Raw genomic sequence first — 25,552 nt, 5'->3', positions numbered from 1 at the left:
AAGACCAGTATTTTAAAGATTGGTAAATTGTCAACGTAAACATTGTGAAAACTTCTCTATTTTCTTTGGATCATAAATTTATCGGTTTCCGCCAAAATCTTACTTTACAGTAGTCAAAAAGGACGAATGATTCCTATCTTATACAGAATTCTGGCGGTGCGTTTTGTCTTTTAAAGAAAACACTGATATCGTTTTTGAGCATTACGAAAAAAAAATCTACGACCAAAAACAACTACTGGAAATCTCTCGTGCACTGAATTCCACGCTAGACTATAAGTATCTCATTGATGCGATTCTTAACATCTGTTTGGCGCAGTTGCAGACTCTCCATGCAGCCATGTATTTGGAGCCTGAAATTGACTTGGGGTTATTTAAATTAGAACCCCAGTCTATTAAAGGATTTGAGCTGAGTCCAGAAGAACAGAATTACGAAATCAAAATTGATAGTCCTCTGATTCATTATTTTGAAGAGAAACCCAAAGCCATTACGATGGATCAAATCCTACTTATGGACAGTTTAAAATCCATCCCAGACATTACTTACCTTCGGAAAATGGGAGCTGAGATTTTGGTTCCACTCAATGCGAAGGGGAAGGTGAATGGACTTCTTGTTCTTGGAGACAAGATGACTTCCGAAGAGTTTTTGGAAGATGAAAAAGAATTTATGACTACCCTTGCGAACTTAGCAGGGATTGCCGTGGACAATGCTCGGTTGTATGAATTGGCCACAGTGGATATGATGACGGGTTTAAAAATCCATCACTACTTCCAAACCAAACTCAAAGAAGAAATGGATCGTTGTCGAAAAAAAGGATCTAAACTTTGTTTACTTTTCACAGACGTGGATCATTTCAAAAGTTTTAATGATACTTATGGCCACCAGGCAGGTGATGTGGTTCTCATTGAGGTCGCAAAACAAGTGATCAACGCAGGTCAAAGACATCACATTCCTGCACGGTATGGTGGGGAAGAGTTCTGCCTTGTGATGCCAGGAGCCACAGAAGAAGAGGCGATGTTAAAAGGAGAGGAGATCCGAAAGGCGGTGGAATCGATGGTAGTCAAAAACCCGAACGATGGAACCGATCTTAAGGTCACTTTGTCAGTGGGGGTGTCTAGCTTTCGAATCACGGATCGTAACAACAAAGATCTGATCGAAAGGGCCGATAAAGCCTTGTACCAGGCGAAACATTCTGGTAGAAATCGCACAATTTGTTATAAAGATTAGGAAATTTGCCGATGGGTAGAGTATGGCAGAGCCGGCATACCTACTCAACGATCTCTCTCCATCGGTTTCCTCCGATGTATATGAATCCATACGAAATCGGGCCTTGGGTCTTTCTTCGTATGATTTCCAACCATACTCTTGTTTCATCGAATACAAAACTAAGGACGTAAATACGGGAATTGAATACCGTGATTGTATCGTAGATTACACAAGATGTCCAAACTCTCGCTGTATCAAAAAGTTAGTATAAGTCTTTCTTTGTTTTTTTTAGGGGCTTGTATCCAAGGCCCCGTGCGCTCTCACCAAACTTCTGTTTTATATCAATTTCCCTCAAATAAAACCCTTCCACCTCATGTTCGTATTTCTGTTGTGGACGAAGGAAGTTATCTTTTACTTACGGGAATTGAAACCAAAGGAAAAACGTTTTCATTTTTATGGGATACGGGATCTGACGTAAGTTTCTATGAATCGGCCGGTTCAGAAGAAAGTTCTGTTTTCACTTTGGGTGGTTACTTGTTTCATCTCAATCAAAGAAAAGGAATTCTACCGGAATCCATTCCCGGGCTCATCGGTTTGGATTTTTTTTCTGGAAGTTGTATCTTCTGGTTTGGAGAAGAGTTGAAACGATTTCCAGGTGATTCTCCTTTTTGCGAACATCCAGATGCTTATCTATCTACAGATCTAAAACTTCTGAATACAAAAAAGAAGGGAGATCATTACTATGTTGCGTTCGAATATCCGGAAGGCCATACTTCTTTTGGTCTTCTCGACACAGGATCCTCCTTAAACCTTCTTCCAAGTGCTCCCAGTGACCGGTTTCTTGGGGAAAAAAAGGTCTTCCTTGCCGGAAACAAGATCCAAACCGCAATTCATAAGGAATCGACTTCCGTTTTGTATTTAGTGGCCAAATCAGGAATTCGAGAAGAATACAGACAAGTCCAGTTCCTCACAGGAATTTCACTTGAGAATTTCCTTTTGCCGGGGGACAAGGATAGGGAAGAGGTTTGGGTGATCGGTTTAGACATACTTCGGACACGTCCCTTGTTCTGGGACTTCTCTCGGGGGCGTGTGGGAATTGTTCACACCAAAAACTAAGGTGAAAGAAAAAGAAAAAATCATAGTAGCGATGAGTGGTGGGGTAGATAGCGCAGTGGCGGCAGGACTTCTGATGGAAGCCGGCTACGATGTGATCGGGGTCAACCTACGTACTTGGGAATATGAAGCTCCCGCCTGTGATACTACTAAAAAATCCTGCTGTTCTCCTGAAGACATCCGTGATGCAAGGGATGTGGGACTTTCTTTAAACATTCCTTTTTACGTGATCAAAATGGAAAAGGTGTTTGGGGAACGAGTGATTGATCGTTTTATCAATGATTATAAAGATGGAAGGACACCAAATCCTTGTGTAGAATGTAACACCTTCGTAAAGTTTGGTGCTCTTTTTGAACAAGCAAAAACTTTAGGTATAGAAAAGATTGCTACTGGTCACTATGCTCGCGTTGTGGAAGTGGATGGTCGTTATGCCATTCGAAACGCAGTCGACATGAAAAAAAATCAAACGTACTATTTGTACGGATTGTCTCAAGAAAATATTAAAAATACTGTTTTCCCTTTGGGTGAGATGGACAAGGCCGAGGTACGTGAGATTGCAAAACGTATGGGCTTACCCGTTGCGGAAAAACCAGAATCTCAAGAAATTTGTTTTATTCCTGAAAATGATTATAGATCCTTTTTGAAGAAAAAGGGGATGGAGTTCACTCCTGGATTTTTCAAATTGGCATCCGGCCAAATCATCGGGAAACACCAAGGAAAAGAAGGATTCACTATCGGCCAAAGAAAGGGACTTGGGATTGCATGGAAAAATCCTCTTTATGTTCTTTCGATTGAAGATGATGGAACTGTTGTACTTGGGGAAGAAGAAGAAACAGTTTCGGAATCTTTTATTTTAGAAGAGATTACCTATCAAGCACTTACGCCAATGGAAGTGGGTGAATCCAAAGAAATGAAAGTTCAAATTCGTTACAGAAGTGCACCTGTTCATTGCAAGGTGACCTCTCTTGGAAATACCTGGAAAGTCGAATTTTTAGAAGATGTAAAAAGTGTCACTCCTGGACAATCAGCAACATTTTATCCGACAAATGGTGATTATTTATATGCGGGTGGGATCATTCAAAAAGGATCCATCACTCGTAAGGTAAAAAAGGCTACGGTATTAGAGGCGGAGAGCGTTACCATTTGAAATCTGTAGAAGGCAAAACAATCCTCATCATTGGGGGAGGATTGTTACAAGTTCCCATCATCCAAACTGCAAAAACGATGCGACTGCATACAGTGGTAGCTGATATGAACCCCACCTCTATCGGATTTCAAATAGCCGATGAAGCCATTCTTATGTCCACAAAGGACGTAGAAGGGATGGTTCGAGAGTCTAAAAAATTTGTGCAAAACTCGCCAATCCATGGTGTGATCACCGCTGGAACTGATGCTAGTATGACGGTGGCTGCTGTTGCCTCTGCGTTACAACTTCCTGGTATACGTTTTGTAGATGCAGAAGCTGCATCTAACAAAGTAAAGATGCGGCAAAGGTTGAAAGAATTTGGAATGCCTATTCCTAGTTTTGCTCCTGTTTGGTCATTGCAAGATGCAAAAGATGCACTTGATTCTTTGACTTTTCCTCTTGTGATGAAACCTGCTGACAATATGGGAGCTCGGGGAGTCATCAAAGTAAATAATAAAGATGATCTCACCAACGCTTTTCGTCATGCCAAAAGGTTTTGTCCTACGGGAGAGTTGATTTTGGAAGAATATATGGAAGGTCCTGAACTTTCCGTGGATGCTTTGGCTTTCCAAGGTCAAATTCGAATGACAGGTATTGCCGATAGAATCATCGAACGTGAACCTTATTTTATAGAAGTTGGGCATAACATGCCTTCTGCGATGTCGAAAGAAGTATTGGATGAAGTGGAAAGAGTGATGGCAGGCGGAATGCGAGCTCTAGGGATTCATCTCGGTGCAGGAAAAGGTGATATTAAAGTCACAAAAGACGGCGTAAAAATTGGTGAAATTGCTGCCAGGCTTTCTGGCGGATTTATGTCTGCGTTTACCTATCCCTTGTCTACTGGTGTGAACTTAAACCGTGCCGCGCTTTTGATTTCCCTGGGAGAAACTCCCGACAATCTAGATCCAGTAATTACTCGCGTATCCATCGAACGTTCGTTATTATCTCAAGCAGGAAAACTCGTTACCATTGGTGGAGTGGAAGAAACCAAAAAAATTGATGGTGTTTCTGAGGTTTTTATTCAATCCAAACCTGGAGATATCATTAAAGATCCAACAAACAATATCGATAAGTCGGGTCATGTGATCATCGTTGCTGACACATTAAAAGATGCAGAACTAGTTTTTGAAAAAGTAAAAAAAACAATTCGTTTCGAAGTGGATGAACAGTTTTCCATCACCGAAAAAGAAATTGGTGATCAAGCACGGATTCGATTTGGTAAAGATATTTGTTGGGTTTGTAAACAATGTGACGGTAGTAATTGTGCCTCAGGGATTCCTGGAATGGGTGGGGTGGGTCGTATGGAAACTTTCCATGACAATAGCCTGGCTTTATCAGAATATTCAATCCTACCTGGTTATATCAGAGACCATATTCTACCTGAGATCCAAACTAAGTTTTTAGGTTATGATTTAAAAACTCCCATTATGGCTGCTCCTATGACAGGTGTAGGTACTAACATGAACTTTGTGATGACCGATGCTGATTATGCTAATCTTGTGGTTCGATCTTTTGTTCAAAATGGAAGTTTAGCATGGCTTGGAGATGGTGCTTCTCCTGAAAAATATAAAATTATGTTAGAAGCATTGAAGAAATCTGGTGGAAAAGGAATTCTCATCTGTAAACCAAGGGCAGATGAATCCATGTTAGTGGATCGATTTAAACAAGCTGAAGCGGACGGAGTGTTCGCTCTTGGAATGGACATTGATGCTGTAAATTTCAAAACCATGGTCCAAAAGAATTTATCCAGTATCACAAGGCCATTGGATCATTTGGTTAGATTAAAAGAAAAAACCAAATTACCTTTTATTCTCAAAGGGATTATGAATCCGGAAGATGCTAAATTGGCCGTAGAAGGTGGGTTTTCCGCAATTGTTGTTTCAAATCATGGAGGACGGGTTTTGGATGGAATGCCGGGAACGGCTCGTATCCTTCCTAAAATTGCCGAGGTGGTAAAGGGGAAAATCCCAATCCTTGTGGATGGTGGAATTCGTTCGGGAATGGATGTTTTTAAAATGTTGGCCCTTGGTGCCGATGCAGTTCTCATCGGACGACCTGTAGCCATTTCACTTGTTGGTGGTGAAGATGCTGGAATTCGTTTTCTTTTACAAAAATATTCGGAAGAACTAAAACAATCAATGAGTGTTACCGGAGCTAAAACTTTAGTGGACATCAAGCGAACTATGTTGCTTCATAAACTTCACGGTTGAGTATGGAAAAGGAAATCAAAGACCCCGATGGTATTCTGAAAGTAATTACCGCACTTTTCGGTAAACTTCCTGCATACATTATCAATGCAGAAAAAGAATATCCCGTAAAAATCATTGCCTTAAAAAATAAAGCCCTTATCATCAATACTAACCTAAAGTTTCCCAATCGGGATCGTGTTCTCACTGTTGTCCACAATGGTAGTAAGTTTTTTGCTCATTTCATTGTAGCGGGTGGGGATGGAAACGGTATCGAAATATTAACTCCTGTCAAAATCCAAATCGCAGCGGCGACAAGACAAGGGGCTCGGGTGGAAGCCAGTCAAATCCAAACAGGACTTGTTGTTACCAATATCATCAACGTAAACGACGTATCGAAAGCAATCGGATTTGATGATAAAAAAGTAGATGCCATCCTTCTTGCCTATAGAACCAAACTAGCAAAGGCATTTCCTCAATCTTCCATCTTCTTTGCTGGACGTATGGACAATCGCCTTCGTCTAATGCACCACTACGATAAAGATATTTTTATCATTGATCGTAAGGAGAAGTCGACTGCATCACCTGCTTTTTTTCCATTTGATGAATACTTAAGAATTTTCGATAATTCTAAAATTCCTGATACCTATACTTCTGAAATTTGTGTTCCGATCAAATATAAAGGTTATGTTCACCTTGGTTATGTCCAAGTTTTATCTGAAAAACCCCTCGACTTTGAAATTTATAAACAAATCCAAACCTTTTCGAATGCGGTCAGCCGTGACATCATTAGCACGGGTGTTTTCCAAGAATCAAGAGATGTCTGTCAGGTAATGGACTTAAGTATGGGGGGGATTAGTTTTATCCATGCACCTTCCCGTTCTTTTTCTAGGTCAGTCACTTTGAATGGAACTATCCTTTTTGATTTAAATTTAGAAGAGGGAAAACGTGTCACCATTCGCGGAATTATCAAAAACATCCGAAACCAAGAAACAAACTTCCGGGTTGGATGTCAGTTCTACAACCTAACAGAGAAAGACGTAGAAGTATTAGAAGGTTTCTTGAATACAGGAAAAGAAGAAGAAACGTCTGAAGAACAGCCGTTGACAGGGACAAATGAAAATGGAGATCTAGAAGCCACTTCCGAACCGTCCGAGGAATCGACTGTTGTAGGCGCTGTGGATGAACCTGGTGATCCTTTTGCTCAAACAATGGAGCCAGAGTCAGATTTTCCTTCAGAGGAACCTCTCCCTGAACCTTAAGTAATGACTTCTTATCAATCATTGATTCGATACCCTTATGCGGGTAGGACGGTCTTTGAATTCCTTACCACTAAATTTCCCTACCATGATCCTGAAGAGTGGGCATTTTTACTCGGAGAGAACCGTGTTAAAGTCCAGGGCGAAGTGGCAACTCCCCATTTAGTTCTTCGGGAGGGAGATACCTTAACCTATGAACCCATTCCTGGCCGGATCAAGGAACCGGATGTGGATACGAATTATACAATCTTAAAGGAAACAAGTGAGTTTCTTTTTATTGATAAACCTGGTAACTTACCCATGCACCCGGCAGGGAGGTACCGAACTCAGACCTTACTGAATCTATTGGAGATGGTTTATCCCACAGTGATTCCCGTACACAGACTTGACCGAGAAACTTCAGGGATTGTGATCTTTGCAAAAACGGAAGATAGTCGTACTTGGTTACAAAAAAAATTTGAATCGAGAGTTGTGAAAAAAGAATATTTGGCAGTGGTTCGGGGGAGGATGGAAGCGGAAGTTTCTTTGGAAGGGTTTATCGGTCGGGATTTGGATTCCGCCATTCGAAAGAAAATGAAGTTTTCTCCGCTCGAGTTTCTTGATTCCAAATCAGTATCTACCCATTTTATACCCATTGATTATAATGAGTCACAAAATATTAGTTTGGTGCTTATTCGGCCATTGACAGGAAGGATCCATCAAATTCGGGCAAGTTTACTCTATTTAGGTTTTCCCATCCTTGGTGATAAATTGTACGGTCCAAGAGAAACTATGTTTTTGGATTTTGTTCAGTCAGGCCTTACTCCTGCTTTACTTGTAGAACTCGGATTCGAACGTCAACTTCTTCACGCACATAGCATAAGTTATGTGGACGAAAGAGTCCAGAGGGAAATAAGAGTCCAATCGAATCCGCAGACTGAGATCCTTTCCTTCTTCCCTAATGTAAAGACTATGTCCCATAGGTTTTAATAAAAATCCAACTTAAGAATCGCCTTTCCTCCGATCTTTCTATAAAGAGAGAGGAGGCTTTTGCAAAGGATGGCAGGAGCAGGCAGACTATTAAAGGATTCCGATAAGATCGTATTTGGTGAGTTTTGGACAGCAAAACAACGTCAAGGACATCCAATTCATCATACAGTAAGTTATAGAGCATCATTCAAACCGGAACTTCCATCTTTCTTTATGAAGGAATTCCTAAAAAAGAAGAATCTGGTCGTTTATGATCCGTTTGGTGGAAGGGGAACAACAGCCATTCAGGCCAATATTGAAGGGCATGTGGCAGTTCATAATGACATCCATCCTTTGTCTATTTTTCTTGCGAGTGCGAGACAATATGTTCCTAAACTCGAAGATTTAGAGAAAAAGTTAAATTCTTTGGATTTAGAAAGAGAGGTGGAGGATGATCCCTTTGACGTGAACCTTCTTCCTTTTTTTCACCCGAAAACTTTAAAGGAAATCAAAAATCTAAAGAAATACATGGCAGAGGATCTTTCTGTCGAAATGAAATTTATTTCTCTTATCGCCTTGTCACGGTTACATGGTCATAGCACTGGATTTTTTTCTGTTTATACGTTTCCGCAAGTTTCTATTCCTTCGGAAGCCCAAGCAAAGAACAATATCAAACGGGGACAAACTCCAGAATATCGGCCGATCAAACCCAGAATTTTTCAAAAGATGAAAAGAGATTTGGCACTTCCCATTCCACCGTTCTACCATGAATTCTCTAAAAACAATTTGTATTCACTAAGTTCGGCAAATTCTGTTCCGAATTTAGATTCTGAATCAGTCGATTTGATTGTGACTTCCCCACCTTTCCTCGATAAGGTGGACTATGAGGGCGATAATTGGTTGCGTCACTGGTTTTTGGACATTAAAAAATCGAAAGATCGAAAACTGAGTATTTTTAGTAATATCAGTGATTGGAATGAATTCATTCGTTCCACCTTAAAGGAATCGGCAAGGGTTCTTAAAAAAGGCGCTTACATGGTAATGGAAGTAGGGGAAGTCAAAAAAGGGAATTCCATTCTGTATTTGGATGAAGATGTGGTAAGAATGGCTGAAGGGACCGGTCTTGTTTGGAACAAAACCTATGTCCATACGCAAAATTTTACAAAACTTTCCAATTGTTGGCAAGTTTCCAATAACGAAAAAGGCACAAATTCCAACCGTTGTGTGGTTTTACGAAAAGTTTTGTAAGTCTAATCATTGTATGAAACAAATTCAGTTTTTTGCCTTATTCTCTTTTTTGATTTCTTTCGGATTTGTAGGTTGTAATGATTCTATCAGTCAATTGAATGCGGATCCCTTAGAATCACACCCCATTGAAATTTCCATCAAACAAAAAGCAGTTGGTAAATATGAATTAGAATTGTTTTTACCAAAGGACTTTGGATTTCAAATGGAAGCACCACATCGAATTTTTTTGTCTGGTGCTGATGGATTAAAAGTCACAAATGCAGATTTAAAACTGAAAGGGCCAATTCACCCTAAAAAACCAGAATACTTTGAATACTTAAAACCCTTAACCTTCCAAGTAGAAGGTAAGGGTAAATTACAATTAGATGCAAAATTATTCTATTGTAACTTTGTGAAAAACATTTGTATACCTGCTAAGGTTAACAGATCTTTTTCTATCTAAAATTCTTAATCATTCTAGGTCTTTGGTCACAAGGCGTTTTAAGTTGGCTTTTTGAATTTGATATAAGAAAAAATACCTTCCACCAACGGACACGTTTTTATCGACTATTTTGCCTTCTTTTGAAATCTCACGAAGTTCTTTCCTGCCCTTATCAGAAAGATTCGGGATGGTATATGTTTTTAATAAGTTCAGCGATTTTTGTTCGGCGATGGTTTTTGCTTCTTCGGTCCGTGCCGATTCCGTTTCTAGAACACTTGAAACGGCAACCTGGAATAAAGATTCAGAAATAAACCCTTCCTTAGCTTTCGTAAATTCTAGAATCACTTCGTTTTCAGTATCTTTGGCTTGTGTCACAACTTCTTTGGTTTCTTTGGACTTACAATTCCAAACGAGAGTTACTATAGCGAAAGAAAGGATCATCCTTGTTAGCGTTTGTTTCATTTACAATTTCCTAGGTTCAGAAATGGGAGTTTTCTCCACACGTTCCATTAATTTAGGTTGGATGTTGCGGAATAGGAAAGCACATTTTGTTCTATCCGTGTAATCTTCTTTGTAAAGCTTGAGACCGTCAAAAAACCAAGCAAAGTTGTGCATCATTTCAATTGTGTTCTCTTTATTGCCTTGGGGATTCCCCGGTGTCGCACCCGGGTTCTGTCCGCTGGTTTGAGTTTGCGATGCATTTGTAGTGGTTTGGCCTTGGGAAGACTGCTGACTGCCTTGTGACTGTGTTGTAGTAGAACTTTGTGCGGGGTTGGTTTGTATTCCAGATCCAGTGCCTGCTGCGTTTTGTGGGGAATTGGCAAGTAGTCTTGTGTTTCTATCCTTTCCTTCTAAGGACTGGAAATATTCGGAGAAACCTTCCCCGAACTGATGTTTTTGTCTCTGTATTTTTAAGAGAAAGGGTAAACTTAAATTTTCCCTTTCTACAAATGCTTTTCGTTTACAATCATCCCTTCGCTCTGTACCAGAAAGTTCTTTATAAGTTACAGGGATTTCTACTTTGATTTGGAAAAATTCTCGAGAGATAAAACCTTCATCGGTTTCATTCATAAGGGCTCGTTCCACATAATTGGGATCAGCAATTGTGAAGAGGCGGCAAGAACAAAAGAGGCTTAAAATTAGAAGTTTACGAACCATTTCCAACTTCAAGACTAGTAGATGATGTCGAAATTACGAATCTTTTTCCTTTGTTTCTCACTACAATTTTTGCCTCTTTTCTCCCAGGACCAATTTTTTGGAACCTCTGAATCCCAGTTTCGTGAAAAGATAAAGACCATTCGTTTGGACAATGGACTTACCGTTGTGCTGATGAAACGGGGAACTTCTCCGACTGTCGCTCTATACATCAAATTTCTTGTGGGAGCCGTGGACGAAACTCCAGAAGAAGCAGGCACCGCCCATCTTTTAGAGCATATGCTTTTCAAAGGAACAAAGACTGTTGGAACCACCGACTTTGAAAAAGAAGAAAAATACCAAAAACAAATCGAAGTTTGGGGAACTGAACTTGATGATCTTAAATTAAAAATACGAGATCTTACCACACGTGGAGAAACCATTCCCCCTTCGTTACAAGAAGAGGCAGATACTTTAAACCGACGTTTAAAAAATCTGATTCAACTCCAAGATGCCTTTATTGTCAAAAATGAAGATTCATATATTTATGAACAAAATGGCGAGGTTGGGTTCAATGCTTATACTTCCCAAGATGTCACAAACTACCAAATCCAACTGCCTAATAACCGAATCGAAGTTTGGGCAAAAATTGAGTCCGATCGTTTGAAACATCCTATTTTACGAGAGTATTATACGGAACGAGATGTAGTGATTGAAGAACGTAGAATGCGAACTGATGATAGTGGAGCAGGTGTTCTGCGGGAAAAATTTTTCTCTTTGGCTTTCGAAAGTCATCCATATAGAAAACCTGTAATTGGTTATTCCACAGGTCTTCCCTTTTTAAAAATAGAAGATACAAAGACTTTCTTCCAAAAACACTACACTCCAGATCGAATGGTAATTTCGGTTGTGGGACAATTTGATTTTGAAGAAACGGAATCCATCATTCGTAAATATTTTTCAGATTTAAAACCAGGCAAACCAAGACCAACTTATAAAGTAGAAGAAAAGTCTTTCCCGGGTGAAAAACGATTCAAAGTGTATCACCCTTCCGGAAGTCAGATGATGGTGGGTTTTTTAAAACCTCCGTATCCACATAAAGATAATTCTTCTTTTGATGTATTGTCGACCATCCTTACTTCTGGAACAGGATCAAGGTTGTACAAACGCCTTGTTTTAGAAGAAAAATTAGCAGTCAGTGTGGGAGCGGCCAACGGTTATCCAGGGGAACGTTACCAAAACTACTTCGTTTTCTTTATCAAACCGAAAGAGGACGCCAAACCAGAAGCGATCGAAAAAATCATATGGGAAGAACTTACAAAAATTAAAGAAAACGGAATTCCAAAAGAAGAGTTGGATAAAGTAAAGAATCAAATGGTTTCCGATTTTATCAAAACCTTAGATGAAAATGGAAGTATTGCCGACTTACTTAGTTATTATCAGTTGTTATATGGAGATTGGGCGGGGCTTTTCCGTCAATACACATCAATTATGAAGACCTCATCAAACGACATTCAATTGCTCATTCCTACCTATCTTTCTAAAGATAAAGTTGTGGTTGGTATATTGGAAGACGTAAGGAAAAAATCAGAATGAAACGTATTTATATAATTTTATTAACTTTTTGTTTTTCGACGATCTCTGCTCGGGAGATGGGCGATTTTGTTCGGGATTTACAATTCAAACCCCTGGTTTTTGAAGTTCCTGAAATTTCATCCATTAAACAAACATCAGGTGTAGAAATTTTTTCACTCAAAAATGCTGAGTTTCCTATTGTCTATGCGGACATTTACGTTTACCATGGGAAAAAACATTTAGGCAAACGTCCTGTTGAAATTGCCAGATTGTTAGAGGATAGTTGGGAGTTATCTGGATCTGCTACCTATCCAAAAGAGAAGTTTTTAGAAACACTCGAGTTTTATGGTGCTTCTTTTTCGGTTTCTATCGATTACGAAAAAACAGTTTTTAGCATTACCTACTTAAAATCTACAGAGAAGGAAGTTCTTCCTGTATTGAAATCTTTTTTTGCCACACCAAATTTAGATGAATCCTTGATGGTGACAACGAAAGGAAAACTAGGTGAGGAAATCAAACGTAGAAATGATAACCCTACCGCACTTGGGTCAAGGAAAGCTAAAGAGTCACTATTTCGCGGTACCATCGCTGGGACTTCGATGCAACTACCTTCTATGGAATCACTGAAACTTACAGACCTCATTCAGTTCCAAAAAGAAATTTTAGCTGAACCTAAACGGAGATTCCTTGTCACTGGTGACTTTGATCTGAAGTCTTGGGAGAATTTTTTCCCGAATTTGGTAGAAGAATCAAAACAAAGAGAATCGGAAACCATCACCCCCTCTATATTGTCTGAAAACATAAAAAAAGAGGGAAAACAAATCCGTTTGGTAACTAAAGATGTAAACCAAACCTTCATCTCAATGTTAGGTGTTCTTCCCGAACACAACCATCCTGATTTTTATGCCATCCAGGTTTTGAATTATATCATTGGGGCTGGTGGATTTAACTCTTATTATATGAGAGAAATTCGAAATAATAGGGGACTTGCCTATTCGGCAGGCAGTAATACAGAATTCCAAGAAAATTATGGAACCATCCAGTTTTTTGCCATGACAAAAACCGAATCGGCAAAGGAAGTTCTTTCACTTATGCGTGAACTCATTCAACCAAAGTTAATTGATTCGTTAACAGAAGAAGAACTCGTTCGTGCAAAAAACGCAATCATCAATCAATTCGTTTTTCAATTTGAAGATGATAAACGAACTCTTGCCAGTGAAGTGAGAAGGCGTGATCATAAAATGCCTGAAGGATATTTACAAAATTTCAGAAAAGAAATTGATCGTTTAACGCTTTCTGACTTAAAACGAGTAGGCAAACTTTATTTCCAAGCGGACAAGTTAATCGTAACTGTTGTAGGACCAAAATCTTTAGAATCTACTTTTCAGGGATCTGTTAAGGTTTTGAACCCGGAAGATTGATGTTAACTGCCAGTTTCGAATACAAGGGAACCAAGTTTGAAGGTTTGTCTGAAGGAGGAATTCGGACATCCATCATCTGTCCTTCCCTTGACTTTATGTTCGATTTTGGATTTATCAATCCTGATAAAATCCACATCGGAAAAATTCTATTATCGCACGCTCATTTGGATCATTCTTGTGGGATTCCTTATTATGTGTCCCAAAGAAGTCTCCGTAAACTTTCCGTTCCCAAAATTTACCTCCCAAAGTCTCTAGAACCGAAGATGTCGCAAATTCTGAAACTATATTCCGAAATCGAAGGTTTTGATTATGAGTGTGAACTCATTGGTTTAAACTTTGGAGACCGAGTGGATTTAAAACCAGGATATTTTTTTAGACCGTGGGAAAGTTTCCATCGGGTTCCCTCCCAAGGTTATACAGTTTATGAAACCAAACGGAAGTTAAAGAAGGAATGGACAAGTCTTAGTTCAGAAGAAATTCGAAATAAAAAAGATCTGGGTGAAGATCCTACTGAGGAAATTTCTGTTCCCTTTGTTTCTTTTTCCGGGGATACAAAAATAGAATATGTATTAGAAAATGAAGATGTTCGCAAAAGTAAAATCCTGTTTATGGAATGCACATACTACTGTGATAAACGAGATGTAAGTCGGGCCCGGGAGTGGGGTCATACACATTTTGATGAAATCATCGCGAATGCCTCTGCTTTTGAAAATGAGGCTATCGTTCTCATTCATCCATCAAAACGTTATAGTTATCGCGAGTTAAATGATATCCTTCGTAAAAAAGTCCCTCCTATTTTAAAAGATCGTGTTTCTCTTTTTTTACCTCCCAAAGTATGAAACCGAGACCTAGTATCTACATTCCAGAACTCGAATCCTATATCGATTCTAGTTTGGTTTACAAACCAAATCCGATTTTTTTGGAGATGGAGGCCTATGCCAAAGAAAAGAACATTCCCATTGTGACAGCGGCAACAGGCTCTGTTTTATCTCATTTGGTGTCCTTATTATCACCGAGCCAAGTATTGGAACTGGGAACGGGTCTTGGGTATTCGACACTTTGGATGGCGGTAGGTTCCCCGAATTCGAAGTTTCTTACAGTGGATCGACATGAAGAGCAAGCCTCTCTTTTAGATGAATATGCAAAAAAAATGGGTATCTGGGAGCAAATCCATGTTAAACGGATCACTGCCTCTGTAATGGAATTCCTCGCAGACAGACGTGACCTGTGGGTGGGTGCCGATCTCTTTTTTGTTGATTGTGATAAAATTACCTACCCTGAAATCTTTCGTATCCTTTGGGCAGAGGCAAAACCTGGGTCTAGTTTTTTATTCGATAATATGTTGTGGCATGGCAGAGTGCTTCATCCTGATCCAAAGAAACCATCGGATTTGGCAGTCATGTCTCTTTGGGATGAGGTGAAATCCCAAGTTTCTCGTTATACTTTGTATCCAGTCGGAGATGGATTACTCTTTTTCCAAAAGGATAAAAAATAGTAGTCAAACCCCTGTAATCTCGGCTATTCTGCTCCTTGGTTTAAGGAGAGCAAGTTTCGTGTTAAAAAATAGTTTCATCATCATTTCGTTTTGTTTCTTTTGTTTGTCTCTGTCTGCACAAGAGTCTGGAGCTCCTGAAAAAGGGAAAGAGTCCTTTGAGGAACTGGACAAACTCGACCAAGGGAACAACTTAGAACGCAAACAATACAAGAACATTTCCGAAAATAACAAAGACCGAGTGATCAATGCAATCAAACTGTTAACGATTGTCACAGCAAATTTCGGGGAAGAAGTTCCTGATTCGAAAGCGGCACTCGACAAAATTAAAAAAGATTACCAAGTGGTTTTACGTTATTACTATCGTCGTGCTTATATAGCTTCCGGAAAAGCGATGGTCGCTTTGGAAAAAGATATCTCCACTCTACTTGGAAAATTTTCCAAGAACTATGATACGAAAACACAGAACCTACTTGCAGAGTGTGCAGATCTCATCACAGGCCAAGAACAGTCCCAACTTGTGGAATCTTCCCAAGAAGGATCGAAGGTAGTTGTTCCTTATCGTGAAATTGCTGAAGGCCAACAAAAACTTCGTATTGCTTATGGACAAATGGGATTAGCAACGGACATGTCTCGTGAGGATCGATTTTACGATGCCATCGTACATTACCGAATTGCCAAAGACTATGGAATTAAGATTCTTTCTGACTTCAAAGATGCAGAAGCAGACAAAAAAGCGATTACCGATAAATACGGCAAAGACTTAAGCGATAACCGAAACCAAATTTTTAGCCAAACACAAACTACAAAATAGTTTCTATAATCTTTTTCTTTTCTCCGTTCCGCTAGGAGCGGAGAATGACCCCATCGTGGTCTTTTTATCTTTTTCTCGCTTCCGTAAATTTCTTCTTTTCCCACTGATTGTTTTGTTTTCCTTACCTTTAGGATCGGTGCCTGTCTTTCGGATTGTGGTGGATCCGGGACATGGTGGTATTGCCAAAGATCCCAAAACACAACATGGGGACAAATATGATAGTGTCACTCAGACCTATTTGGAAACCTATAAACAAGGAACAGAACACGGAAATATCACCGAAAGAAAAGTCGTCCTTGATTTAGCAAAAGAAGTACACCGCGTTTTAAAACTTACAGAAACCGAGGCGGGTTGGAAGGAATTCGAAGGTTATCTCAAACTGTTTTCTAAAAAAACGGATTTTCCAAGAGTCACATTGGAAAGTAAACTCACACGCGAATCTTCCTTTGATGATGATCCGAGCTCCGATGATCCAAATGCCGCTTATCGGTTGTACGATTTTCCTGACCCAAAAACAGGTGTTCGTCGGAAAGGGAGATTGTCCAAAATCAATGAACTAAAACCCCATTTAGTCTTGTCACTCCATTTGAATCCGGCAAGTAAAGGCCAAACAGGAGGGATGGGAGCGGTTCTCACTCCTGGTTTCAAAACATTTTCCCAAATCAAAAAAATTTCTGAAAAGAAAAAATCACAAAACAGTTTTGTCAATGGTCCTTGGTCGGAATGGTTGATTTTTCAATCCGGTTGGTCCAAATTAGAAAATGCCACGGCGGACACTTGGATTTATCTTCACGGGTATTGGTCTAAAAAAAGTGGTAAGGAAACTGATGTTTCTAAGTTTGAAGGATACCGCCAAAATATGGTTAGTTGGAAGTATGCGGATGATGCCAATTGGGAAAAACAAATTGGAAAACCAGGACCTTATGCTACAAACCACGAAGATTTTTTGGAAACAGGAAAGTTTTGGGAGAGGGAAAAAGGAAAAAAAGAAGAATGGAGAAGGGAAGGTGGGAAAGAAGGTTTTGGCGGTGACAACCATTATGTAACAAAGGAACTGATGCGTTTTGTTCAATATGGATTACCAGTCCAATTAAAAGAAAAAAATTCTCCTTATCCGGAACTTGGCCCCATCCAAAAACCCTATATTTCTACTTATAGTTTACCAACCTATACCAATGCCCTTTGTGCTTTTATCGAAATTGGTTACGTAAATCGTAATCGCGATATCAAATACCTAACTCAAAATAAAAAAGAAACTGCTATTTCACTGGCTGTTGGTATTTACTCTTTGTTTGTTGGTTTGGATGTAAAAAAAATACCTTCTCTCCCTTACAATCCTAAGGGTAAAAAAGTAAACCTAGAAAGGTATGAAACTTATTTTGATGATGTTTTATAATTTGTAACTACCTGTGAAACCGAAAAAAGAAACTTCAAAAGTTTTAAACCATCCCCTTTTTCAAGAGTTGATTGTTATGTATCAAACCTCTCTTAAAAAAAGATATTCAGAAGAAAACCTGAAACATTATCCAGAGTTCGGTTCCATCCCAAGATCTAAAATAGACCAACTACTTCATTTCTTTTTGGAATATCTTTACCCTGAATTTTCGAAAAGAAAAGAACTTGATGCCGCCTTTGATGCGTTATCTGGTTTTGTGAACCATCCAACAAAAATTTGGGGCATTCTTGGAAACTTGGCCATGTCGATCTTTCGATTTGGAAAACATTTCCCGATGGCATTAAAGGCGGGGCTTGCTGCACTTCATTCTTATGTGACAGCTCACCAGTTTGAAGAAGAACTTGTGATGGAGCTGGATCGCCAGGAAAACCAAGTTGGACTACTGAATTCAGAATTTGCGATGGAAACACTGATCGCAAAAGTGGAAAAAAAGAAAGCAGATGCATTTCGAAAGGACATTGGTGGTTTATTCAAAGTATTTTCGGATGCAGAACTCATTCGAAAGATCATCCTGATTATGGAAGATATACTTGTGAAGATGGAATCAAAGGGTACAGTTTATACGGAAGATGACAGGAAAGGAATTACTCTTGGAGTTTCCATTTTAAAAGAGGGGAGAGGAATCTTTGATGAGATGAAGGTTTCTGAGATAACCCTAATCTTACAAGCCATCGATAGAATCGAAGAGGATTTTTATCTAAAGGCTTGTGAGAGGGATTCGAACTAAATTACTGTTGGTACCGATGGCCGGAATCGAACCGGCATGATGTTACCATCGGTGGATTTTGAATCCACTGCGTCTACCAATTCCACCACATCGGCATAATCAGTCTTCAGCTTCGATATATTTACCTTTTCCGCGGGCCACTATTTTGCCGATCTCATTTTCTATTTCAGCACGGTTTTCTATGATTTTTTTGTTCTTTTTCACAAACCATCCGCGTAAGTGTAATGGTTCATTCACTTTAGCAGGTTGCAAAAAACGAATTGTCAATTCACCCGTAGTGGTTTCAAAATTCATCGCTTCATTGATCTTGACCATGATTTCATCTAAGATGGTAGAGATAATTCCTGGGTGGATTTGATCCGGTAAACCCTGGTATTTTTCGGGGCAGGTGTAATCACCGAAGGCAGTTTTCGTGTCTTCGTCGAATGTGATTTTTAACTGCAACCCGTCTGCATTGTCCGGTGAGGAGGCAAAGCTGAGATTTTTTTTCGCAACGGATTTCATGCCACCATGGAACGCAAGAATTTCTCTTGTGTCAAGCAGAAAAAGAACTTGCGGTCATTTTGGCTCAAAAACCCCCGTAAAATGCTAGGAAATCGAATATTCTTTGATTATACCTTAAGTTAGTGGTGATGAAACCTCGAAAATAAAGAGTAGAACCCTTTTATGATAACCACCCTCATGATGTTACTCGGTCTTTCTGGCACAGGTGCCGACCTCAATGATATCGCTCGTAGCGAGGGGGGAGGTAGGTCAAATGATGACCTAAGTCCACGTCAAAAACGAAGACAAAAACAAAAAGAATCTGCACAAAACGAGTTACCTCGATCACCATCGCCATCCTCCAAACAAGAAAAACCCGCGCGTGGTGGGCGTGGGCAGGAATTGAATTTCCAAACAGAGCCCAAAGAACCAAAATCCAAACCAAAACCTCTATCGGAAAGATTGTCTGATTTGGATTTAGAGGGAGATGGTCCCGACGAACCAGGAGTTGGTGGAGGAAAGGAACCGAAGGCAGGACGAAATAGACGAGATAAACAAAAACCTCCCAAAAGTCTCAGCGATCTGCCGTTAGGCGATTTTGGAGAAACCGGATCAGATTCTCCAGTATCTGGAGATAGACCTAGACGCGAAACTCCGGACATTAGTTTTTCTGCAGATGATATCATCTCCAAGAACTCGAAGTATTCCTTTCATAGAAGACCACTCCTCAATGCAGAGGCACTGGTTGAAGCAGAGCAAGTAGAGGAAGCCATTGAGATTTTTGAGAGGACGGGACATAGAATTCCTGATCCAGAAATCAAAGAAAAAATAAAGAAAAACATCCAGGATTTAGAAGAGTTTTTGGAAGACAATCCACCTCCCCCGAAAGAAGGAGATGGTGGGAAAGGGGATCCATCCAAAGCGGATCCGTTAGTCAAAGAGAAACCAAAGAAAAAAGATACGAAACCGGGAGTTGGTGCAAAACCAGACAAGGACTTAAACGATCTTGTTGGTGCTTTAAAAGAAGTATCCGAACTATTTGCAGAGTCTATCGCTCGTGCCATTCAATTTGCACAGAGTAATCCTCCTCCTAATTTTCCGCAAGGACCACCGCAACAACTACCCCAACCATCGGGACAACTGCCTCCACCGCTTCCACCGAGTTCTTCTGATAAACCCCAAGGAAAGCCGGAGTCGCAAACCCCTCTCTCATCCCCTCAAGTCAACCAGTCGGTTGCTGGGGGAAACCAATTGGTGCATCCAATTGTTTATCAGTTTTTACAATCTTCACCACAATCACCTGGATTTGATCCTAAAGCAGTTCAAAATCAGGATCAACTTTTACAATCGTTAAACCAGGGTTTAACGACAGGTGGGCTTGCCGGTGGAATGCCTGGTGCTCCAATGGCACCTCCTGGATCAGGGATTGTTGGCCCTTTTTACGTTCCTCCCGAAATGCCAGGATTGCCCGGTGTTTCAGGAAGTCCTGGGACTCCTAAACAACCTATCGACTTACAGACGCTTGCTGATCAAATTTCGAAAAAAGATGTATCTGAGCTTGACCTTCCTGAAGATACATTTTTCTCCAATGATTGGAAACAGTTTAAAGACCTTCCTCTTGTAGATAGGCGTAGTGGCGACGAACGAAGAAAAAATGCTGATAGGCGAACCAACATTGCAGGAAGAAAGGATCGGCGTTCGGGTGAGGATAGAAGAAAAAAAGATCGTTTTAAGGAACGAGAAGATTTCTTAAAAAACCAAGCTCTCAAAAAAATAGAAAAGAAAGCAAAGGACTTGGAAGCCAGAGGGGAAGAAGCCTCTCTCAATGATTTACTAAAACCTTATTTCCCTGACCAACCTGGTTTGAAATTCCCAGATTGGGACCTTGAACCCATTGGCCTTCCTGATGCAGATGACTTACGTAGGGATGAAAAAGAACCACCTCTCCATCCAAGAGAGAAAGGCCCAGAGGGAGAACCCAATTGGTTGGAAACAACCACTGATGCTCTTCGAAAAGAATTAGAACTTCCTGACCCGATTGATCCACAAACGGAGAAGTTGATCTCTCCGAAGACCGATCTTCCGGAAGCTCAAGATCCAAACAAACAAAAGTCAGAAACTATAATTGAAACGGATTTACCAATTCAGGTTGAGCTCACCAATCGTCCGTTAACTAGTGAAGACTTAAGGATTGGTCTTCCTGATGCAGACGAAGTTTTCCGCGAACGTAAACTGGGTGAGGGAGCTGGTGCACCTGGTGCTGGGGAAGGGCCTCAACTAGAGGATGCAGAAGCACCGGAAATTGAAATCGTCGATGGAAACTTGGGTGAGATTGCTGATGAAGAATCTCCCATTCCATTGGATGAAATGGCTGAAAAAGCCACAGAAGACGAACCAGAAAAAATCATCCATGGGGTTTTGGAACTAAAACCCCCTGAAGCGGATGATGCACCCTTCCTAACTCTTACTTATGATTTTGGAAAGATCCCACATGCGTTTCGTTTGTCGAAGAACTATTCGATTATGGAATATTCTTATTATAAATACAAACCTATGTTGATGAAAGCTCAGGAGTTTGCACGCCGTAAGATGTTAAAAAATGCATTGAACTACTACCGTGTGATCAAATCTCAAAATATACCTCCTGAACTTCGTAAGATGATCAATAGAAACATTAGAGATATCACAGAGTTTATGGAAAAATTCCTTATGGCCAAAGGTAACTAAACCTTGACAACTTTTTTCATTTTCACAGTCTAAGATTCATAAGAGAGGTATAATCCGATGAGATTGCGAAACCAAAAATAGGTAAGCAAAAACAAAAATTCTAAATCCATCTTTCTCCTAATTCTTTAGGACAAGACTTGTTTACCTATTTCCCCATTTGGAAACTAAAGGAGCTCGTCGCATGTCCGAACATATCACCATCCATAATTTAAACTTTTTATACGACTCACAATCTGAGTTTTTATTTCAAAACCTCAACCTCCACTTTGGTCCCGGTTGGACAGGAATTGTAGGAAAGAATGGAAGTGGAAAATCCACTTTAGCAAAACTCATTAGCGGTGATCTTCAGCCTTACAGTGGATCCATTCAAGGGAATGGATCGGTAAGATACGTGTCTCAAGATACTTTCATTACTACGGAAAGTTTGGAAGATTTTTTATATGATGATTCGAAAGTGTCGGGTCGTTATAAAAATCTTTTGAAAATCAATATCGATTCGAAAGAAGATTATGATCATTTAAGTTTTGGGGAGAAACGAAGGATCCTTCTAGCAATGGCACTTTCGGAAGATCCTGAAGTTTTGATTTTAGATGAACCCACAAACCATTTGGATTTGGACAGCATTCAAATCATAGGTAATACTTTATCTCATTATCAAGGAATTGGGATTTTGATTAGTCATGACAGGTCTTTGTTAGATGATCTAACAACCCATTGTATTTTTCTAGAGAAAAACTTTTGTTTAGAACGGTCAGGAAATTACTCCGAAGGCAAAAAGGAAATGGAAAGAGAAACACAGGAAAGAATTCATGATTGGGAAACGGCTCGGATTGAGAGAAAAAAACTAGAAGCGGAGCTAAGTCGTAGAAGGGAAGAAGCCAGTTTATCACACAAACATAGGTCGAAAAAAGGTTTGGACCTTCATGACCATGACGGTCGTCAGAAAAAGAACTTAGCTAGGGTGAGTGGGAAAGATGGACAAGCTGGTCGACTCAAACAACAGTTAGATAAAAGATTCGTACATTCAGAGAGAAGAGAAAATGAGATTTTTGCCAAACTTCCTGAAAAAGAAAATTTGGGAATTGTTTGGAAAACAGAAACTTCAAAAAGGAAACATTTGTTTTTATCTGTTGAGGAGAGTTTTGATTTTGGTTTTATGAAATTGAATTTGGATGCCCATTTACAAATTCTACCTGAGTCTAAAATTTCGATCACTGGAAACAACGGAGCCGGTAAGTCCACACTGCTTAAGTTTTTAGCAAAACAATTTGAAGAAAAACATATTCCTTATCTGTATTTGCCTCAAGAGTTTTCCAAAGAAGAGATTCAAAGTTTGCAAAGGGAATTCCAAAATCTAAAAGCAGATACGAAAGCTAAGGTTCTTTCAGGAGTACACAGGCTCGGCAGTGATCCGAAACGTGTTTTTGAATCAAAACGTTTTAGCCCGGGAGAAATTAAAAAAATATTTTTATCTCTCCATTTGGAGACAAATCCAGAGATCCTCCTCTTAGACGAACCAACCAACCATTTGGATATAAAATCTTTGGAAGCCCTCGAGAACTCTCTTCGGTCGCTTAGCATAGCCTTAGTGGTCGTGAGCCATGACAGACGTTTTGTCGAATCCATCACAAAGGAAGAATGGTCTTTGGAAAACCTGTCCCTGACCCAAAAACATCTAGACAGAATCTAATCATTGTACTTAGAATAATTCTAAGGAGTGACTTTATGCCACAAGTGACATCACATGCCCCTGATTTTAAAGCAACCGCTGTGATCGGGGACAATTTTAAAGAAATCAAATTGTCCGATTACAAAGGAAAATGGGTGGTTCTATTTTTCTATCCACTCGATTTTACATTTGTTTGCCCGACAGAAATTATTGAATACGATGCCAAACTCGAAGATTTTAAGAAGATCGGAGCCGAAGTTTTGGGTGTTTCCGTTGATAGCGAATTTTCGCACTTAGCTTGGAAAAAAACGGCCCGAAAAGAAGGTGGTATTGGAGAGATCAAATACCCTCTCATCGCTGATAAAACAAAAGAGATTGCGAAGGCTTTTGGAGTGTTAATTGAGTCAGGTCCTGATGCAGGAGTTGCCCTTCGAGGAACTTTCATCATCGATCCTGCAGGTATCATTCGCCAAGCAACTGTTAACGACCTTCCTGTGGGACGTAACATTGAAGAAGCTGTTCGCCTCATCAAAGCTTTCCAATTTGTGGAAAAACATGGTGAAGTATGTCCAGCGAACTGGGATGAAGGGAAAAAAACAATGAAAGCAGATCCTACTGGATCCAAAGCTTACTTCTCTTCAGTCAACTAATTAGATTCTCTGAGATAGAGAAGGGAGATAATATGGAATCTACAGCCAGTTTAGACAAGGCACCTTTCGAATTTTATAAACCTGATAATTTTCCAAAGGGACTCACTCGTAAGGTTGTGGAATCCATCTCTCATATCAAAAACGAACCAAGTTGGCTTGCGGAATTTCGTTTAAAGGCTTTTGAGGTCTATGAACAAAAACCGATGCCTACTTGGGGTTTTATTCCCCAATTTCATATCAATATCGATGACTATGTACACTATGTAGGTTCCAATCAAAAGAAGAAAAAATCTTGGGACGAAGTAGATCCAGAAATTCTACGTAGTTTTGAAAAATTAGGAATTCCTGAACACGAAAGGAAATACCTTGCCGGAATCGAAACTATGAACGATTCCGAAACCATTTATGCCAATGTTAAAAAAGAACTCACAGACCTTGGTATCATTTTCTGTGATATGGACACTGCGATTAAAGAGTATCCAGAACTGGTAAAAGAATATTTGGGAACTGTGATTACCATTGGAGATAATAAATTCTCCGCACTCAACTCTGCTGTGTTTAGTGGTGGTTCTTTTGCTTATATTCCTAAGGGAGTCAAAACTCCGATGCCACTTCAGGCTTATTTTAAAGTGACTGCTGCGAGTTCCGGACAATATGAACGAACTCTTCTCATTGCCGATGAAGGAGCTCATTTAGAATACAGCGAAGGTTGTACGTCAGTACAAGACAAAGGAACCAATTTTCATACTGCCGTTGTCGAACTTGTAGCTAAAAAAAATTCAAAGATCTTTTATACCACCATTCAGAATTGGAAAAAGAATATGTACAATTGGACCGTGAAACGTGGGATCTGCGAAGAAGCCGCCCATATCACTTGGACAGATTGTAATATTGGAGCCAATACCATTAAATATCCTGGGATCATCTTAAAAGGAGATCATTCTACTGGGGATGTACTTTCTCTAGCTTTTGCTGGCAGTGGGCAAGTACAAGATACGGGTGCTCGGATCATCCATGTGGGAAAAAATACTAGATCCAATATCCTTGCCAAAGGAGTTGCTCTTGACGGAGGAATTAATTCTTACCGTGGTCTTGTGAAGTTCGATCCTTCCAGTAAGGGATCTTACAGTCATATCAAATGTGATGGACTGATGATGGACAATCGTTCTCAGTCTCACGCTTACCCTTATAATGATGTTTCAGGGGAAGAGGGAACTCTGAACTATGAAGCCACTGTTTCTAAAATCGATGATGATCAGTTGTTTTATTTGCAATCACGCGGGATGTCAGAAGACGATGCGAAGTTACTCATCATCAATGGATTTTGTGAAGGTGTAACCAAACATTTGGATGTAGAATACTCCGTCGAGATGACTAAACTCATCAAAATGATTTTGGAAGATGGTAAGGTGATCGCCGAAACATAAATTTCGGCTGGTCGTCCTTAGGATTTTTCCAGGTAAAGGTTTCTATTTTTTAAAAACAAGTAAGGTCAAAGCCGCACTGGCAATGAGAAGGCCAAAAAACTCTCTGACTTCTTCTACTTCCATTCCCCAGTATGGTGTTTGTGTGAAGTAATACCCCGCCAAAACTAAATAAATGGGTATGAGAATGAAACCCACAAATCTAGGAATTTTGCGAAACAAACTGGCAAGGGCAACGATAGCCACAAATGCGTAGATCGGGAACCAAAGATAGGGGTCTGGGTCATTCAATTGCAAATAAGCAAAATAGAGGAAGGTCGGGACGGAAAGAATTCGAAAGAGTTTCATAGATGTCGTCAAAGTTTTTTGATTGCGGAGACAAATCCAAGCCAATTATCTTATGTGGGGAACCTTA

Annotated in this window: 24 protein-coding genes and 1 tRNA gene; 20 read left to right on the top strand and 5 right to left on the bottom strand. The window is 39.9% G+C overall.

Going from position 1 to position 25,552, the window contains the following annotated elements; all coding sequences use genetic code 11:
* Positions 1-163 precede the first annotated feature (163 nt).
* The 9 genes from EHQ49_RS16140 to mpl17 all read left to right on the top strand — a co-directional run bounded on the left by EHQ49_RS16140 (position 164) and on the right by mpl17 (position 9,586).
* A complete protein-coding gene (locus tag EHQ49_RS16140; protein ID WP_135580646.1) occupies positions 164-1,225 on the top strand; it encodes a sensor domain-containing diguanylate cyclase in 1,062 nt (353 codons plus the stop codon).
* Positions 1,226-1,247: 22 nt separating this feature from the next.
* A complete protein-coding gene (locus EHQ49_RS16135) occupies positions 1,248-1,475 on the top strand; it encodes a hypothetical protein (protein ID WP_135580645.1) in 228 nt (75 codons plus the stop codon).
* Positions 1,439-2,320: a hypothetical protein gene (locus EHQ49_RS16130; protein WP_135580644.1), complete on the top strand. Its 882-nt coding sequence runs from the start codon at positions 1,439-1,441 to the stop codon at positions 2,318-2,320. Before EHQ49_RS16135 ends, EHQ49_RS16130 begins: the two co-directional genes overlap by 37 nt.
* Position 2,321: 1 nt before the next feature.
* Positions 2,322-3,464 carry a tRNA 2-thiouridine(34) synthase MnmA gene (gene mnmA, locus EHQ49_RS16125; protein ID WP_135580774.1) on the top strand — a complete coding sequence of 381 codons (1,143 nt, stop codon included), beginning with the start codon at positions 2,322-2,324 and terminating at the stop codon, positions 3,462-3,464.
* Complete coding sequence (locus tag EHQ49_RS16120; RefSeq protein ID WP_135580643.1) at positions 3,461-5,713, top strand: alpha-hydroxy-acid oxidizing protein; 2,253 nt, start codon at positions 3,461-3,463, stop codon at positions 5,711-5,713. The genes mnmA and EHQ49_RS16120 overlap by 4 nt, the downstream gene beginning before the upstream one ends.
* A 2-nt stretch (positions 5,714-5,715) precedes the next feature.
* Entirely contained in the window at positions 5,716-6,951 is a 1,236-nt protein-coding gene (locus EHQ49_RS16115; RefSeq protein ID WP_135580642.1) for a PilZ domain-containing protein, read from the top strand.
* Between the two features lie 3 nt (positions 6,952-6,954).
* Positions 6,955-7,917, top strand: a complete 963-nt coding sequence (locus EHQ49_RS16110; RefSeq protein ID WP_135580641.1) for an RluA family pseudouridine synthase — start codon at positions 6,955-6,957, stop codon at positions 7,915-7,917.
* A 69-nt stretch (positions 7,918-7,986) separates the two neighbouring features.
* A complete protein-coding gene (locus tag EHQ49_RS16105) occupies positions 7,987-9,144 on the top strand; it encodes a DNA methyltransferase (RefSeq protein WP_135580640.1) in 1,158 nt (385 codons plus the stop codon).
* Between the two features lie 13 nt (positions 9,145-9,157).
* Positions 9,158-9,586 carry a cell surface protein MPL17 gene (gene mpl17 / locus EHQ49_RS16100; RefSeq protein WP_135580639.1) on the top strand — a complete coding sequence of 143 codons (429 nt, stop codon included), beginning with the start codon at positions 9,158-9,160 and terminating at the stop codon, positions 9,584-9,586.
* 9 nt (positions 9,587-9,595) lie between these two features.
* Here the strand turns inward: mpl17 and EHQ49_RS16095 are convergent, their stop codons facing one another.
* Together EHQ49_RS16095 and EHQ49_RS16090 are read right to left on the bottom strand one after the other, a co-directional pair.
* A complete protein-coding gene (locus EHQ49_RS16095; RefSeq protein ID WP_135580638.1) occupies positions 9,596-10,027 on the bottom strand; it encodes a lipoprotein in 432 nt (143 codons plus the stop codon).
* Positions 10,028-10,723, bottom strand: a complete 696-nt coding sequence (locus EHQ49_RS16090; protein WP_135580637.1) for a hypothetical protein — start codon at positions 10,721-10,723, stop codon at positions 10,028-10,030.
* A gap of 21 nt (positions 10,724-10,744) precedes the next feature.
* Between EHQ49_RS16090 and EHQ49_RS16085 the strand changes: the two genes are divergently transcribed.
* From EHQ49_RS16085 to EHQ49_RS16055, 7 genes are read left to right on the top strand one after another with little or no spacing between them, the layout of a single operon-like run.
* Positions 10,745-12,295, top strand: coding sequence for a M16 family metallopeptidase (locus EHQ49_RS16085; protein WP_135580636.1), 1,551 nt, complete (start codon positions 10,745-10,747; stop codon positions 12,293-12,295).
* Positions 12,292-13,695, top strand: coding sequence for a M16 family metallopeptidase (locus EHQ49_RS16080; protein WP_135580635.1), 1,404 nt, complete (start codon positions 12,292-12,294; stop codon positions 13,693-13,695). Before EHQ49_RS16085 ends, EHQ49_RS16080 begins: the two co-directional genes overlap by 4 nt.
* The gene (locus EHQ49_RS16075) at positions 13,695-14,534 is read left to right on the top strand and encodes an MBL fold metallo-hydrolase (protein WP_135580634.1); all 840 of its coding nucleotides are present in this window, start codon (positions 13,695-13,697) and stop codon (positions 14,532-14,534) included. Before EHQ49_RS16080 ends, EHQ49_RS16075 begins: the two co-directional genes overlap by 1 nt.
* Positions 14,531-15,190 (top strand): O-methyltransferase, encoded by a 660-nt coding sequence (locus EHQ49_RS16070; protein WP_135580633.1) that lies wholly within the window; start codon positions 14,531-14,533, stop codon positions 15,188-15,190. The genes EHQ49_RS16075 and EHQ49_RS16070 overlap by 4 nt, the downstream gene beginning before the upstream one ends.
* Before the next feature lie 58 nt (positions 15,191-15,248).
* Positions 15,249-16,001 carry a hypothetical protein gene (locus tag EHQ49_RS16065; protein ID WP_135580632.1) on the top strand — a complete coding sequence of 251 codons (753 nt, stop codon included), beginning with the start codon at positions 15,249-15,251 and terminating at the stop codon, positions 15,999-16,001.
* A 55-nt stretch (positions 16,002-16,056) separates the two neighbouring features.
* On the top strand, positions 16,057-17,397 hold the full coding sequence (locus EHQ49_RS16060) for an N-acetylmuramoyl-L-alanine amidase (protein WP_135580631.1): 1,341 nt from the start codon (positions 16,057-16,059) through the stop codon (positions 17,395-17,397).
* Between the two features lie 13 nt (positions 17,398-17,410).
* The gene (locus tag EHQ49_RS16055) at positions 17,411-18,184 is read left to right on the top strand and encodes a hypothetical protein (protein WP_135580630.1); all 774 of its coding nucleotides are present in this window, start codon (positions 17,411-17,413) and stop codon (positions 18,182-18,184) included.
* 8 nt (positions 18,185-18,192) lie between these two features.
* On the opposite strand, the gene EHQ49_RS16050 is transcribed toward EHQ49_RS16055, so the two are convergent.
* Both EHQ49_RS16050 and EHQ49_RS16045 read right to left on the bottom strand, forming a co-directional pair.
* Positions 18,193-18,279 (bottom strand) — tRNA-Leu (locus tag EHQ49_RS16050).
* 4 nt (positions 18,280-18,283) lie between these two features.
* Positions 18,284-18,688 (bottom strand): PaaI family thioesterase, encoded by a 405-nt coding sequence (locus EHQ49_RS16045; protein WP_002973585.1) that lies wholly within the window; start codon positions 18,686-18,688, stop codon positions 18,284-18,286.
* A 162-nt stretch (positions 18,689-18,850) separates the two neighbouring features.
* On the opposite strand from EHQ49_RS16045, the gene EHQ49_RS16040 reads away from it, so the two are divergent.
* From EHQ49_RS16040 to sufB, 4 genes are all read left to right on the top strand, one after another.
* The gene (locus tag EHQ49_RS16040) at positions 18,851-21,394 is read left to right on the top strand and encodes a hypothetical protein (RefSeq protein ID WP_135580629.1); all 2,544 of its coding nucleotides are present in this window, start codon (positions 18,851-18,853) and stop codon (positions 21,392-21,394) included.
* Positions 21,395-21,575: 181 nt separating this feature from the next.
* Positions 21,576-23,084 (top strand): ATP-binding cassette domain-containing protein, encoded by a 1,509-nt coding sequence (locus EHQ49_RS16035; RefSeq protein ID WP_135580628.1) that lies wholly within the window; start codon positions 21,576-21,578, stop codon positions 23,082-23,084.
* Between the two features lie 35 nt (positions 23,085-23,119).
* Positions 23,120-23,713 (top strand): peroxiredoxin, encoded by a 594-nt coding sequence (locus EHQ49_RS16030; RefSeq protein WP_135580627.1) that lies wholly within the window; start codon positions 23,120-23,122, stop codon positions 23,711-23,713.
* 32 nt (positions 23,714-23,745) lie between these two features.
* Positions 23,746-25,140: a Fe-S cluster assembly protein SufB gene (sufB, locus tag EHQ49_RS16025; protein WP_135580626.1), complete on the top strand. Its 1,395-nt coding sequence runs from the start codon at positions 23,746-23,748 to the stop codon at positions 25,138-25,140.
* Positions 25,141-25,182: 42 nt separating this feature from the next.
* Here sufB and EHQ49_RS16020 read toward each other — a convergent pair whose 3' ends face one another.
* Positions 25,183-25,485 (bottom strand): transmembrane 220 family protein, encoded by a 303-nt coding sequence (locus EHQ49_RS16020; RefSeq protein ID WP_135580625.1) that lies wholly within the window; start codon positions 25,483-25,485, stop codon positions 25,183-25,185.
* Positions 25,486-25,552: the final 67 nt, after the last annotated feature.

The sequence above is a fragment of the Leptospira perdikensis genome, assembly GCF_004769575.1.
In the GTDB taxonomy this organism is placed as follows: Bacteria; Spirochaetota; Leptospiria; order Leptospirales; family Leptospiraceae; genus Leptospira_A; species Leptospira_A perdikensis.
This window is presented reverse-complemented; position numbering and strand designations above follow the sequence as displayed.

Excerpts from the sequence above, each read along its gene's own strand:
- EHQ49_RS16085 (WP_135580636.1), top strand. The coding sequence starts at position 10,745 with ATGATGTCGAAATTACGAATCTTTTTCCTTTGTTTCTCACTACAATTT.
- EHQ49_RS16035 (WP_135580628.1), top strand. The coding sequence starts at position 21,576 with ATGTCCGAACATATCACCATCCATAATTTAAACTTTTTATACGACTCA.
- EHQ49_RS16030 (WP_135580627.1), top strand. The coding sequence starts at position 23,120 with ATGCCACAAGTGACATCACATGCCCCTGATTTTAAAGCAACCGCTGTG.
- EHQ49_RS16115 (WP_135580642.1), top strand. The coding sequence starts at position 5,716 with ATGGAAAAGGAAATCAAAGACCCCGATGGTATTCTGAAAGTAATTACC.
- EHQ49_RS16135 (WP_135580645.1), top strand. The coding sequence starts at position 1,248 with ATGGCAGAGCCGGCATACCTACTCAACGATCTCTCTCCATCGGTTTCC.
- EHQ49_RS16095 (WP_135580638.1), bottom strand. The coding sequence starts at position 10,027 with ATGAAACAAACGCTAACAAGGATGATCCTTTCTTTCGCTATAGTAACT.
- EHQ49_RS16130 (WP_135580644.1), top strand. The coding sequence starts at position 1,439 with ATGTCCAAACTCTCGCTGTATCAAAAAGTTAGTATAAGTCTTTCTTTG.
- EHQ49_RS16105 (WP_135580640.1), top strand. The coding sequence starts at position 7,987 with ATGGCAGGAGCAGGCAGACTATTAAAGGATTCCGATAAGATCGTATTT.
- EHQ49_RS16080 (WP_135580635.1), top strand. The coding sequence starts at position 12,292 with ATGAAACGTATTTATATAATTTTATTAACTTTTTGTTTTTCGACGATC.
- EHQ49_RS16040 (WP_135580629.1), top strand. The coding sequence starts at position 18,851 with ATGATAACCACCCTCATGATGTTACTCGGTCTTTCTGGCACAGGTGCC.
- EHQ49_RS16075 (WP_135580634.1), top strand. The coding sequence starts at position 13,695 with ATGTTAACTGCCAGTTTCGAATACAAGGGAACCAAGTTTGAAGGTTTG.
- EHQ49_RS16070 (WP_135580633.1), top strand. The coding sequence starts at position 14,531 with ATGAAACCGAGACCTAGTATCTACATTCCAGAACTCGAATCCTATATC.
- EHQ49_RS16090 (WP_135580637.1), bottom strand. The coding sequence starts at position 10,723 with ATGGTTCGTAAACTTCTAATTTTAAGCCTCTTTTGTTCTTGCCGCCTC.
- EHQ49_RS16045 (WP_002973585.1), bottom strand. The coding sequence starts at position 18,688 with ATGAAATCCGTTGCGAAAAAAAATCTCAGCTTTGCCTCCTCACCGGAC.
- EHQ49_RS16110 (WP_135580641.1), top strand. The coding sequence starts at position 6,955 with ATGACTTCTTATCAATCATTGATTCGATACCCTTATGCGGGTAGGACG.
- sufB (WP_135580626.1), top strand. The coding sequence starts at position 23,746 with ATGGAATCTACAGCCAGTTTAGACAAGGCACCTTTCGAATTTTATAAA.
- EHQ49_RS16020 (WP_135580625.1), bottom strand. The coding sequence starts at position 25,485 with ATGAAACTCTTTCGAATTCTTTCCGTCCCGACCTTCCTCTATTTTGCT.
- mpl17 (WP_135580639.1), top strand. The coding sequence starts at position 9,158 with ATGAAACAAATTCAGTTTTTTGCCTTATTCTCTTTTTTGATTTCTTTC.